General features: G+C 46.9%; 7 protein-coding genes and 1 pseudogene. 4 read left to right on the forward strand and 4 right to left on the reverse strand.

Translation table 11 applies throughout. The annotated features are described in order from the left end of the window. Nucleotides 1-2: 2 nt before the first annotated feature. Nucleotides 3-6,818, forward strand: coding sequence for a YodL domain-containing protein (locus RUM_RS09790; protein WP_015558954.1), 6,816 nt, complete (start codon nucleotides 3-5; stop codon nucleotides 6,816-6,818). On the opposite strand, the gene RUM_RS09795 is transcribed toward RUM_RS09790, so the two are convergent. The 3 genes from RUM_RS09795 to RUM_RS09805 all read right to left on the reverse strand — a co-directional run bounded on the left by RUM_RS09795 (nucleotide 6,752) and on the right by RUM_RS09805 (nucleotide 9,244). Then, nucleotides 6,752-8,416, reverse strand: a complete 1,665-nt coding sequence (locus RUM_RS09795; RefSeq protein WP_015558955.1) for a recombinase family protein — start codon at nucleotides 8,414-8,416, stop codon at nucleotides 6,752-6,754. The genes RUM_RS09790 and RUM_RS09795 overlap by 67 nt on opposite strands. Nucleotides 8,417-8,509: 93 nt before the next feature. Then, on the reverse strand, nucleotides 8,510-8,707 hold the full coding sequence (locus RUM_RS09800) for a hypothetical protein (RefSeq protein WP_038670326.1): 198 nt from the start codon (nucleotides 8,705-8,707) through the stop codon (nucleotides 8,510-8,512). Nucleotides 8,708-8,845: 138 nt separating this feature from the next. After that, nucleotides 8,846-9,244, reverse strand: a complete 399-nt coding sequence (locus RUM_RS09805) for a hypothetical protein (protein ID WP_015558956.1) — start codon at nucleotides 9,242-9,244, stop codon at nucleotides 8,846-8,848. Between the two features lie 947 nt (nucleotides 9,245-10,191). On the opposite strand from RUM_RS09805, the gene RUM_RS13215 reads away from it, so the two are divergent. The 3 genes and pseudogenes from RUM_RS13215 to RUM_RS09820 all read left to right on the forward strand — a co-directional run bounded on the left by RUM_RS13215 (nucleotide 10,192) and on the right by RUM_RS09820 (nucleotide 12,962). Beyond that, nucleotides 10,192-10,863 carry a plasmid mobilization protein gene (locus RUM_RS13215; protein WP_015558958.1) on the forward strand — a complete coding sequence of 224 codons (672 nt, stop codon included), beginning with the start codon at nucleotides 10,192-10,194 and terminating at the stop codon, nucleotides 10,861-10,863. Continuing rightward, a pseudogene (locus tag RUM_RS09815) lies at nucleotides 10,779-12,350 on the forward strand (relaxase/mobilization nuclease domain-containing protein); the annotation flags it as partial. The gene RUM_RS13215 and the pseudogene RUM_RS09815, both read left to right, overlap by 85 nt. Before the next feature lie 18 nt (nucleotides 12,351-12,368). Beyond that, nucleotides 12,369-12,962 (forward strand): recombinase family protein, encoded by a 594-nt coding sequence (locus RUM_RS09820; protein WP_015558960.1) that lies wholly within the window; start codon nucleotides 12,369-12,371, stop codon nucleotides 12,960-12,962. A gap of 237 nt (nucleotides 12,963-13,199) precedes the next feature. Here the strand turns inward: RUM_RS09820 and RUM_RS09825 are convergent. Further along, nucleotides 13,200-13,546: hypothetical protein (locus RUM_RS09825; protein ID WP_041326400.1), on the reverse strand; the 347-nt coding region annotated here is incomplete at its 5' end.

Genomic DNA, 13,546 nt, shown 5'->3' on the forward strand with positions numbered 1-13,546 from the left:
AGATGAGAATTACTGATGAGCAGAAAGAAAGGGCGAACCTCGTCAATCTTCCTCAGTTCCTCATGTCTCACGGCTTTGACCTGAAAAAGGTCGGCAAAGAGTATGTGTGGAAGGAACATGACAGCCTGCATATCAAGGATAACGGTCCGGGAGAATGTGGTCAATGGTTCAGGTTCAGCGAAAATAAGGGTGGCGATAATATCGGCTTACTCCGAGAATATATGGATATGTCCTTTATTGATGCTGTTGAAGCTCTGACCGGAGAACTCATTGACCGCACCTATACTCCGTCCCGCACATACGAATTGAAACCTGTTCAGCAAACGGCAAGAGAGCTTTCCCTTGCCGAAGCTGATAATTGCAGGCGTGTGTTTGCGTATCTGTGCAAGACCAGAGGGCTTGACTATGATATGCTTTCCGCACTTGTGAAGGAAGGCACTATCTCTCAAGAAGAAAAGACAGGCAATGTGCTTTTCAAGTACTATGACGATCAGGGCAAAGTCATCGGTGCGGAAAAGGTCGGTACATCAACGGAGCATAAATTCAAAGGCATTGCAACAGGCTCGGCTGGCGGTCACGGATTTGAGGTAGTACACGGCACTGGCGAAAAGGCCTTTTTCTTTGAATCGGCAATAGATATGCTTTCCTATCTGCAAATGCACAGCAAAGAACTTGATAATTGCAGGCTTGTTTCCATGATGGGCGTGAAGCCGAGTATCGTCCTTGATACGATGCTTCGTCATAATATCGCTCCTGAGAATGTATTTTTATGCTCCGACAATGATACCGCAGGCAATGAATTTGCTCGGCGTTTGCAGGAACATTATCCCGATATGAAGCGTATCATCACGCCCGATACATATAAAGACTGGAACGATATGCTCAGAAATATTCCAAAACAGATAAAAGTAGAACAAGAGACTAAGACAAAGGAGGTTGACAGCGTGGCTGACCTTATGACATATGGCAACAAAATGTGGAATAATGCGACAGACAACAGAGATAAGTCGCTGATATCAATGCAGCTTGCGGATTTTCAGCGTGTGCAGGAAATGCTTGAAAAATCGGGTATCAATTATTATGCCTACGAAATGAACGGTACTGTCCGTATGGCGGTGAATGATAAGGATACCGATTGGCTGAGAAAAATCCTTGGCAATATGAACGTTACAAAGTCCAACAGACCGTATTTTCCACCTGAGAAAAACATCATCGGCAATACAGAATATCGTTACATTCCGCAAAAGGAATATGTGACGGCTGACCGTGATCTTGTGCTGAAAATGGCTGATATTATGGCTCGGAGAGGTATGCAGTTTTCGGGCAGAATCTATCCGTCCGGTAAAGGAACGCTGACGGTAAGTCACGCTGACTTCGTTGCTGTCCGCAATATCAAGGACGAAGTGATCAGTATGCGTGAGCAGTTTGCAAGTCCTGATAAGGCACAGGAAGTCGGCAACCGTGATTACTGTGCAAACCGTGATACTCGCTATTATATGAGCAAGCTCACACCTGAGCAGTTCAAGGAAGTCAAGCCGTTTTTGGAGACAAGTGTGAGCTATCATGCACTTTCCCGTGAAGGCAAGGTCGCATTTGCAGTCGATAAGGAGAACGCTCCTGCTTTTCATAGAGCATTGGAGAACGCTGTCCGTGAGGTCGGTATGCTCCGAAATATGGCTGACCTCGGTCTGACTATGGAGCAGAATGTGGCACTTTCTCCCGTGGTGCATCGTCTTGCGGTGGAAGATGTAAAGCTCAATCTCGCTGACTTTTTCGATAATCGATACGATGAAGCACAGTTTGGTGAAATGCTCTCTCTTGTTGATGCGTATCTGTCACAAGCTCCGGCTGAACGTTATGGCGAACACTCCAAACTGAATGATATGCTTGAAGCCAAGTCAAGTTTTGACCGCAGTATGGAGCTTTCGGACTTCTTTTCTCAGCACGACTTTTCCGATGAACAAAGGGCCGCTATTACGGCAATGTTCGTGGGCGATGTTACAAGAGGACAGATCGACAGTATTGACGAAACTTTCACGGCTGAGGATATTCAGGCGTATGATGAGATTCTGCATAATGCATTGCAGGAATCCGATGTTGCAGACTTCCTGACTGCCCATAAGCAGACGGTCATTGACCGTGAGAACGCAAACAGAATTCCCACTGAGGAAGAAGTCCTGTTTCCGAAGGCTGACCTTGCCCGTTTCCTTGCGGAGCATACTTTGTCCTCCGATGATTGGGAAAGCATGGCATATCCGCTGTTTGAACGGGGTTATCTTGAAAAGCACCAGCCCAGCGATAATTCTTCTTTCGGCTATCATCTGCCCGAAAAAGAGCTGTATGCACTTGCGGAGCGTTATCATCAGGGTGATGATATTCGCCGTGAGTTTGCGCTCGGTCTGATGATCCACGCTTCTGACAATATCGCTGACAAAGACAGGATAGAGTTTGTCTTTGAGGACGGAAAGATCTCTGACCGAACCTATTATTATGCCGAAAATCTCCGTCACTCTCTGCATTTGGAGAGGACAGATGACGGCTACAACTGTTCATTCGGTGGTATGGAGCGCCTTGTTTCCTTAGAGGAGATCGGGCAGGCATTTCTTGACCGCACCCATGAGGAGTTCAATGACCTTGCTTTCTGGTGGGTTCGTGATGATATGCTCGATGCTATCCCCGATATTTCCAATGAAAAAATTGCTGACCTTCTGACAGCGTTTGACGGTGCAGCACTCCACGGCTGGGAGGCTGGCGATAATCAGCCTAAACTTAACCGTATCAAGAAGGCTCTCCATGATATTCTCGGTGATGAAGTTCAGACCGAAAACGCTTTTGCTATCATCGCAAAGGAAAAGTATAATGTTACTTTCGAGCCTGAAAGAAAGCCAGACAGCCTTGAATTTCAGTTCGGTTATTCTAAGGACGGCAATGACCGCTGGTTTACCGAAAGCGGTCTGCTGAGTGACTTTGCGGAGGAACACGGCGAGATCAGCTTTGCCTTTGCAAATGCTCTTATGGAGTATCTTGACGATAAACAGCATAAGGAGCGTATGATCCCCGACCTTAATGCAGGCTACTACAAGAAAACAAACTTTGATATCAGGGCTGTTGTGGACGGACAGGAGTTCAATTTCTCCAATAGGTTTGATATCGGTGACGGCAAGGGTTCGGGCGGTGGAAGTCTCATTGACCATATCCGCACTATCTGTGAAAATGCCGTAGCTTCGACGAATTATCCCTACAATACACCTGAAAGCAAGGAAACTCCCCGAAATATGCTGAATGTCCTTGTTCCTTATCTGGAATCCCATTCTGCGCTTACCGCTGAGGAACAGAAGATACTTGACGATTTCAAAGAGAAAAATCCTATCCGCACCATTGATGATGTGGCAAAGGCACAGGGTAAGTTTCAGATCTATCAGCTCCCAGGCGGTGAGAAGTATCACGGTGTCCGCTTTGAGGGGCTTGACAGGCTGAAAGCAGAGGGCGTACAGCTCAATAAAGACGATTATGAGCTTGTATATGAGGGCATTGTCGGAGAGTTTAGAGGAAATGCAACTATTGAGGGCATTTTTACTCAGTTCAACACCAATCACCCCGAAGATTTTCGTGGTCATTCGCTATCGGTTTCCGATGTTATTGTTATTTCCTTGGACGATAAGGACACGGCATATTATTGCGACAGTTTCGGCTTTACGGAAATGCCCGAATTTTTCCTTGAAAAAGAAAGGACACAGGAAAAGTCTGCGCCGTCTGTTGCCAATCTCGCTGTCGGTGATATTATAATGTATGACGGAGCTCGTCGTGAGGTCGAGAAGATCAGCGAAAAGAGCATTTCTATGAAAGACCTTGATGCGCCCGACTATGGCGGTATTCTGCTCGGCACTTCCGATGTGCTTGCATATGACGGCTGGCAGCAGGATATGGAGGAAAAGGGCTTTGAGATTCTGTCTAAGGCTGAAAAGTCTGCGGTCGATTCTCCCGAAAAGGCAGAACCGGAGGATAAAGGTTCGGTATCGCTCCGCAAGGTCGGAGACTTCTATGAGATGTACGGCAAAAATGCGGAGATCGGTGCAGAAGTCCTCGGACTGCGTATGCTGTCAAAGAACGGTTCTCCTATGGTTGGTTTCCCCAATCATGTCAAGGACGAATACTCTGCAAAGTTGAGAGAAGCAGGATATACCGTCCTGATCGAACAGGCATTTGAGTTGAATCCTCCGAAGCGTGAGGCTGAAAAGCTCCAAACTCTGCAACAGATCGTAGACAAATTTTTCGGCACTGACTGCGAATCGGCGGAGACAGAGAACGGCACTTGGAAATTGGCTATCGCTGAGGGTGATAAGGTTGGAGAGCTTTTTTATGGCGGAGAACCTGTTTGCGGTATCTATAACCGTGGCGATAAAATGGAGATCGAGCCGTATCGTGAGTTGTCTACTTTTCCGAAACTCCTGCAAACGGCAATGCTCGAACATAATCCTGATAAGCCTGTGGAGATCATGGACTTCCAGCGTATCTTTGAAACTCCGCTCGACAAGGCAAAGTGGCTTATCAACGATTTCTGTGAAGCGGAATATCATAACGGTGCTGATTTCTCCGATCTGCATAACATCGGGCTTGCGTTTACCACGCTGACCGATGATGAGCTGCCCATTCAGGTGACGGCTGACCTTGTGGACTTCAAGATCACTCACGAATTTGACGGTGAAGTGTTCGATACGGAGCAGTTTGACAGCATTGAGGATATGATTGAAAACGGTCTGACAGAACTTGATTTTTCTGACCTTGTTTCTGTTCCCGATGAGGTTATAGACAGGCATACAAGCAAGGCCGAGCAGGCGGTAGAGCTTATGAGCGATGCTTCTGCGGTAGAGACTCCTGCCCAGGATACTGCGGACATTGATAAGCCTCTTTTTACCGATGAAACAGTCATTAACGAAATTCAACGAAATGAGCAAGATGATGTGCCGTTTTGGGAGAAGAACGATATTGAGGGCGAACAGCTTTCTTTGTTCGGTGATCCCGAACCGCTGACCGTTTCAAAGCCCGCACCCGAAAAGCCAAAGTCCGAATTTGCAAAAGGTCCGGTAGTTGACAGTGTTCAGGTCTATGAAGCTCTCGCAGCAGAAATTGACCGTGGTACAGGATTCGTTCACGGTAAGCTCCGTGTGCAGGACTTCTATGAGGAACAGCACCCGACTGTACAACAGTTGGCTGATTTTTTGAAAAAGGAGTACGGCACGGGCGGTCATAGCGGTGAGGGGAAAATCTCGCTTGTGGACTACAATTCTCAGGGTATTACTTTCAACTTTGAGAATGGTGAGAAGTTCCGTCATTCGTGGTACAATGTTGCGACAATGACCGAAGCACGGCTCAAGGACGATACCTATCTTTCGGCTGAACAGAAAGCAGAGAGGGCGACACTCAAAGCGGAGCAATCTGCTGAAGAACGTACCTCACACGATACTGTGGAAGTCGGTGTCCAATTTCGTCACAAGATTACTGGCGAGGTTTCTGAGGTTGTATCGCTGACAGGTGCGTTGCCGTTCTATACGGACGATTGCACTGTCTCAAGAGAAAGCGGCGGCTTTGTTATTACGGAGAATATCTCCTATGATAAGCTTCTGAACAGCGGAATGTATGAGTATATCGGCAGAAATGATCCTGAAAAGGAGCAGCCTGCACATATGAAACCTGAGCCTGTTGCTGATGTTACACCCGAAACAGAAAAGCCCGATATTCCCGATGTAAAGAACCTGTCTCAGCTCAAAAGGGCTATCAAGCCGGGCATGATGTTTGAGATCAGTGATCATCTCCGTCCTGAGTGCGTAGGAGAACGCAGAATCGTTATGGGTGTAAGCACCGTTGATTTTACTTCCCGAAAGCTCGATGAAAACGGAGAGCCTGCGGGCAAGGATATTCACATGGAATTTGACCGTGCAAAGAACTGGACTTTCAACGGCGGCGAGCTGACCTCTCGGCTCGACAACGGCGATATGCTCATGTCATTCCATTTTATTGACGGCTTGGAGCGTACCAAAGAGTCGGAGCGTGAGACTATTACAGAAGAGGTTGTCAGTTCTGATGAACCTGTTGCAGAAGAAAGCACCACGCCTGCACCAACTCCCGATAAGGGCGATAACTTCACGATCACCGATGATAACCTCGGTGACGGCGGTGCTAAGATGAAGTTCAGAGCCAATGTCGATGCGATCAGAACGCTGAAAACGCTTGAAGCGGAAAAGCGTCCTGCAACGGCTGAGGAAAAAGAAATCTTGTCGAAATATGTAGGCTGGGGTGCTTTGGCTAAGGCTTTTGATAAGAACGATGAGAAGTGGGCCACAGAGTATAAGGAGCTTTCCGAGTTGCTGACTCCGCAGGAATATGCTCAGGCACGTTCAACGGTAAATGATGCGTTTTACACTAGCCCGACAGTTATCGACGGAATTTTTGAAGCTCTCGGCAATTTTGGCTTTGACGGCGGCAACATATTAGAGCCAGCAATGGGTATTGGAAACTTTTTCGGACGTATGCCTGAAGCTATGCAAGCTAATTCTCAGCTCTACGGCGTAGAGATCGACTCGTTGTCGGGCAGAATCGCTCATGCACTCTATCCCGATGCAGATATTTCGATTCAGGGCTTTGAAAAGAACCATTTTCAAAATGGCAGCTTTGATGTGGCTGTCGGTAATGTTCCGTTCGGTGAGCTTGGTTTTCGTGAGGAGAACCCCATAAAAGTACACCCAAATATTATTTACTCCACATTCTGCGGAAGCAGAATGTTTCTTTTCTCCGTAAGCCCTTTGTCAAGGAACTTGTAAAAGATGTGAATCTGCCTGTCCTCGTCCTTGCTTTCGGGACGATCACCAATCACGATGTACTCGATAAGCTCCAAACAAGTCTCACGGGTAAGCTCCTGAATATCGACATACTTCTTGATATTTTCAATGTATCTGTCAATATCCTTTTCAGCCTGTTCAGCGGTTTCGCACTTTTCTTTCAGTACAGCGACTTTCTCTCTCAGCATCTTCTGCTCATCAAGATACTGATTCAGCATTTTCACGCAGAGTTCTTCGGGTACAGTACCGAGGAGCTTTTCTTCATAGGTCTTACTGATAAGCGTTTCGAGCTGTGCAAGCCTTTTCTCACCCTCATGGAGTTCCTTGCTGTTATGCTGGCTCTCCGCATCGGCAGTAGCCTGTCTGCGTTTTCTAACGGCTTCACGGAGTGCGTCCTCGTCCTCAACGGCAAGTCGTGCCTTTGCTCTAATATCGTCAACAACAATCTGTGAAATTACTCTTTCCAAAATGGAATGAGGAGTGCAGCCGTCCATTCCGCTTCTAACATAAGTACCACAGCGATAGCTGACAGTCTCATATGTTCCACGCTTCTTAGAGGTGTGCATGGTTCTGTTCATTTTCATCTTGTAACCGCAGTCTGGGCAGTACATAAATCCTGACAGCGGAAGAATCACGCCTTCTTTTGTTGTCTTGCCGATACTCACCGATGCGTCAACCTCTCTAACCTTGTCCCACAGCTCTCTTGAAATGATAGGTTCATGATTATTTTCAATCACTATCCATTCCGACCTGTCCTTGCGTATCTGCTTGTGATTTTTGTAGGATACCGTTGTCACTCTCTGCTGTGCGAGATTTCCGATATAAATCTCATTGTTAAGAATGCCACGCACCATACAATCATTCCACAGATGTGAAGTCACAAGGGGATTATCTTTGCCTTTAAGCTGATAACGATGATCCGAGGGAGTTGCGATGCCGTCCTTGTTAAGCTGTATAGCGATCTGCTTCGGACTTAACCCTCTTGCCCTCTGCTCAAATATACGTCTTACGATAACGGCGGCATCTTCATCAATCAAGGGCGTATGCTTTTCATCATCTGCCTTGATGTAACCATAAGAAGCTGAAGCCGCCAGATACTTGCCCTGCCGAGAATTTGCTGCCATGACACTGCGTACCTTCTTTGACGTGTTGGCGGCGTGCCATTCGTTGAATAAATTCATCACAGGCATAAGATCCATTGCCGAACTGTTTCTGTCAAGCGTGTCTACATTGTCGCTCAGGGCGATGAAGCGGATATTGAATGAAGGAAAAATGTAATCTATATACTGACCGACCTCGATATAATTTCTTCCGAAACGTGAAAGGTCTTTACAGAGGATAAGATTTATCTTTCCCGACTTTGCATCATCAAGAATCTGCTTGATACCTGGTCTATCGAAACTTGTTCCCGAATAGCCATCGTCCTCGCATATCTCGATAAGATTCCACCCCTCCTGCTTGCTGACATATTCCGTCAGCATCTTCTTCTGATTTTCAATCGAAAGGGATTCGCCCGCACGTTCGTCCTCCTGCGACAAACGCACATAGATCCCGACATTGTAAGTAGTTTGCTTTGCCATAATAACTCCTTTCCAATCAAAGCAAACCATATTCGATGATACAACTATTATAGCGCAGAAAACCGAATATGGCAAGTCTTTTTTCAAAACTTTTTAGTTCTTTTCGGTTTTCTGAAACGCTCTTTTGAAAGCAAGTTCATAAAGCACCTTATCAAGGTCTTTTTCACCCACGAAATGACTTGTCACAGCATAACGCTGACCGTCCACTTCGTACACGGCTTTGCTGGTCGGCTTATCTTTATATCTCTCATTCAGCTCAGCCAAAGTAAATCCTGTATCTTTTCTTGGCAAGTGTCTCCTTTCCGCCTGCGATTATCTATCTCTACACGCAATGGCTTTTTGTTGCAGGGGCGTTACGCCTGCACAGGTGCTGTACGGAACGGCAGAGCCGTCCCTTACACAGCAATCGTTTTGTTGTCGGAATATATGTTACTCCGAATAGGAATGATCTGTTTCTGAAAAGCTCATCTGCTTAGCGTACTTTTCGGAATAGCTTTCGTCCGAGCTGTTGTCAGCATCGGCAGAACTATCGTCAGCCAGCTCACCAATCTGCTCATAGGTCATACCGCTTGCTGTCAGCTTGCCGATCAGCGTATGCTCCGCAGTCACAGCATCGAGAAGTGCCTGTCCCTCCGCACCGCCGTAAAGCTGTGAGAGCTTATCGTAGGTGTAGAGCTTGCTATCAATGATGACCTTGCGCCTGCGCTCCTGCACAGCTTTGATAGACTTTTCGTAGCTGTCGAGCTTTGCCTGATTCTCCGCAAGAACAGCATCCGTAATGATAACAGCGGACTTCTCATCAACCTCGGTCTTAGCTTTCTTACTCATTCTCATCACCTCCCAATGTATTGGATTTAGGGATAATACCCTATGCTAATATTATAGCATTCTCGGACAGCAAAAGTCTATTCGCATTGCGCAAGAAGTTGAGTGCGCCATAAAACTTCTTCATTCGTGAAATTGTTATGGGGAATTTTGCAGAAAGCAGACCGAGCATTGCAAATCCGAGCCATATCACATTGACTGCATACTGCATAGGTCACCATTTCTGATTTATTCAATACGGAGAATTATTATCACGGAGCAACTATTTTTATAAAAATCATGCCCGTTTCCTGATTGAACGTGCTTGTATATATAGAGGGGGTTTTATCCGAGTGCCGCCGTGACCTATTCACATTCTGTATAGAAATATGCTGTTGAATTTAGGCACAAGGGAGAACCGTCATGAACAAAGTGTAAACTTTTCTGAAAAACAACGCCATTTTCTCAAAAACACCGGTAGAAAAGTGAAGGGCTTTGACGTTGTGACGATCACACGCACCCCTGCATATCATTTTCATCATAAAATTTTTCTGCGGTATACTTAACGAAGCGGTCAATAATTTGGTATTAACTTATGGGAGCATATTTCATAGGACTGCCGCCCAGACTGCGCAATAACTGCGCTGAGCCAGTTTACAATTTCAAGAGTGATGATATTGAGTGCATCACGCAGGAGCGTGAGCGAGTATGACCGCCGACCTAAGCGGCGGAGAGTTTAAGTCGCATAGCTCCAAATTCGCTGACGGAGCATCGAAAGCCTGAGTGATATGAAAATCCCACAGGCTGGAAAATAGCGCTACAGCGCAACAAAAATAACAAGCATTGTATTTTGCGCCGCACAGCGAGCGAAAATACCAAATGCTTGTTAGGGACACCCCAAGCCCCGAAACGACCGCACAGCGGTCAAGAAAATCGGCTAACGCCGAAATACAAACAAAGGAGACACCACTATGAAAACCGAGAAAAAGAAGCGTGGAAGACCGCCCAAACACAAGGCTATGGAGTTTGAGGGTATGACCTACGAGGGAGCAATCAATCACGCACTTGACAAAGAGGTCAGAGCCGACCTTGACAAGTGCCTTGCCGACAAGGACGAGAGCCAGCTTACCGACGATGAACGCAAGTACCTGAAACGCAAGAAGGAGAAGAAGTCCTACACCCTCAATGTTCGTTTCACCGAATCGGAAATGCAGGACATTCTTTCCAAGTGTGAGCAGTACGGTTACAAGAACAAGACCGAGTATATCCGTGATTGTGTTCGGGCGAGGGTTGATCTCACGCCCGACCGTTCCGAAATTGCCGAGTGTAACCGTCTGATGAAACGCATCGGAGCAAACATCAACCAGATACTTGTCCGACTTTACAGCACAGGTCACATCTATGCCGAGGATATTACCGAGATAAAGAAAGGGGTAAACGAAATTTGGCATACACTTCTATCCATACGATCAGGGCAACAGTCAGCGCAGCGATCGCTTACATCACAAGAGATGATAAGACCATCGACGGTTTATATGTCAACTCTTATGCTTGCCGAGCCGATAGCGCAGGAGCAAGCGAGGACTTCCGAGCCGTCCGAAACACAGGAACAGGACGCACCCAAATCCTTGCCTACCACATGATACAGAGCTTTGCCCCCGGTGAAGTCACGCCCGAACAAGCTATGCAGATCGGAGAGGAGCTGTGCGACCGTTATCTGAAAGGCGATTATCAGTATGTCATTGCTGTTCATCATGACAAGTCGCACCTGCATTGCCACATCATTTTCAACAACACAAATCTGTATAACGGTCTGAGCTTTACCACCGAGCATAATCAAGGCAGAAAGTCTGAAAGAGCGTGGGCAGAGTTGCGTGAGATTTCGGACGAGATATGTGCTGAACACGGTATATCTGTTATCTCCGAGCCTGAAAAGGGACATGGGGTATCTCACTTTGAGAGGAATATGCAGAAAGAGGGCAAGTCGTGGAAAGATAAGCTCCGTGTCAGGATTGCGGAGGTCATGCTTTACAGCCGTGACTTCAAGGATTTTCTTGAAAAATGTTCGGAGTGCAGTATCGAATATGTTTACAAGCCAAGCAATAAGGTCAAGCTGAAATTCCGTTTATCAGGTGACGGTCAACAGAAGTTTACAAGAGCCGACACCCTGGGCGCAGACTTCACCCCCGAACGCATAGCCGAGCAGATAGCGGAGATACAGGAAAAGCTGTCAGCGGCGAATGTCACTCCCGATATGCTTATCGAAGCGCCGAAGCCTGTTGTTCCAAAGACCGAGCCGAAGCCGACACAGACAGTCACCGCACCGACAAAGCCGAAACAATCTGCCGAGCCTGAAACTATCACCGAAACAAGTGAAACCGCAAAGAGAAAAGCTGCTGCGGAACAGGTGGAGAAGTTCTTTGCAGCCCGACGAGCAAGACGGCAGGCACAGCTTGATATGCTTAACGCAACTGCTATCAATCCGAAGCCTGAACCGTCTGCCCGGACACCACAGCCCACACCTACGGAGAGTAAAGCACCTGAAAAGAAAGAAGATCCGTGGAAAGCTATCAGAGGTATGGGCAGAGCAAACGAAATCATCGCAGACCTTGAAGCTGGTGGCGTTATGTCATTCAGCGAGCTGTCTGGATTCTTCTTCAATACACCTCACTCCGATGACCACACAACTGAGCGTGCCGATCTGAAAAAGAAGTTTACAGCTATCGACACGCTCATTGCAAAGATGAAGCACCGTGACGAGCTGGAGCCTGTTTACAAGGAGTATCAGGGCAAATCGGGCTGGTCGCAGAGCCGTTTCAAGAAGAAAAATGCCGCCACTATCGAGGACTACGAGCAGACGGTCAAGTACATCAAGGAGCATATCAAGAAGTATGCTGTTGACGGCAAACCGCCGACGATGCTTGACCTTTTGGAGAAGTCCAACAAGCTGAAATCGAAGTGGAACAGGCTTAATGTCGAGCATACCGCATTCCTCACCAAGCGTGAAACGGCGAAGAAGTACACCCGACAGGTGCGCCAGTACATCAACGAACAGCAGATGAAGCGTGAGCGTGAGAAAAGCCGTCAGAGGACACAGGCTAAACATAGAAATAAAAATACACTTGAATAAAGAAAGGAAACAACAACTATGAGCAAAATAGGTTATATCCGTGTTTCTACGGAGCATCAGGAAACAGCGAGACAGCAGGAGATCATGTGCAGTTATCAGGTTGACCGCATCTTCTCCGAGAAGCTGTCAGGAGCGAACACCGACCGCCCTCAGCTCAGGGCAATGCTTGACTATGTGCGTGAGGGTGACACCCTCTACATCGAGAGTATCAGCCGTCTGGGACGCTCCACAAAGGACTTGCTGAACATCATCGACACCCTCACAGACAAGGGAGTAACGCTCATCAGCCACAAGGAGAAAATTGACACCGACACTCCTGCGGGCAAATTTATGCTCACCGTGTTCGCTGCACTCTCACAGTTGGAGCGTGAGCAGCTCAAACAGCGACAGCGTGAGGGCATCGAGATCGCTAAGGCTCAGGGCAAGTACACCGGGCGAAAGCCTATCCCCACCGACTGGACGAGGTTCGGTCAGCTCTATGGGGAATGGAGAGCCAAGCACATCACGGGCAGGGACTTTATGCGGAGAATGAATATGTCAGCAAATACTTTCTACCGCCGTGTGCGTGAGTATGAACTCCGTCACGGCATCACCGAGCCGACCTCAGCTTGACCGTCAGGCGAACGGAAATGCCACACATCACTATCCGAGCCTGCGGAGCGGAATTCTAACCGCTGAAAAGAAAAAGCCCTCAGAAACGCTTACAAGAGCATTTCCGAGGGCTTGCGGTTATTCAGTTCCAATAGAGTTTGTGCCTGTTGTGGTGTGCCCCACAATGCCTATTCAGACTTGTGTGGAACGAAAAATATAGTATTTGGCAATAAAACAAGATAACAATAAATTTATAGTTTAGTTAACTACATAGACATTTCCCTTTATGGCGATTTCGTTTATTATGGCACTACGGTTCAAATCTTTTTGGGACAATAAAACAATACCTATAATATTAATATCAGATTGCTTAATAGTATCTTTACCTGTATTAATACCGTTTCTTATGTTTTCAAATTCGTCTTCCAAATAAGCGTGTTTATCATTTATTATATTAACAAACTTATCTAATGGTGAAATGAGCTTTTCGCCAGCATAGAACAACGGGATACCATACACTCCTCTTTCGTCATTTTGAGGATTTTGAATCGTTGGTAGTGTTGAATCAGAATCATTGTAAGTATCGACCCAAAGCCATGTCACTG

This window comes from Ruminococcus champanellensis 18P13 = JCM 17042 (assembly GCF_000210095.1).
Taxonomy (GTDB): Bacteria; Bacillota; Clostridia; order Oscillospirales; family Ruminococcaceae; genus Ruminococcus_F; species Ruminococcus_F champanellensis.

What these genes read in the sequence shown, in the direction of transcription:
- RUM_RS09805 (WP_015558956.1), bottom strand. Translation starts at nt 9,244, where the DNA reads ATGAGTAAGAAAGCTAAGACCGAGGTTGATGAGAAGTCCGCTGTTATC.
- RUM_RS13215 (WP_015558958.1), top strand. Translation starts at nt 10,192, where the DNA reads ATGAAAACCGAGAAAAAGAAGCGTGGAAGACCGCCCAAACACAAGGCT.
- RUM_RS09795 (WP_015558955.1), bottom strand. Translation starts at nt 8,416, where the DNA reads ATGGCAAAGCAAACTACTTACAATGTCGGGATCTATGTGCGTTTGTCG.
- RUM_RS09790 (WP_015558954.1), top strand. Translation starts at nt 3, where the DNA reads ATGAGAATTACTGATGAGCAGAAAGAAAGGGCGAACCTCGTCAATCTT.
- RUM_RS09820 (WP_015558960.1), top strand. Translation starts at nt 12,369, where the DNA reads ATGAGCAAAATAGGTTATATCCGTGTTTCTACGGAGCATCAGGAAACA.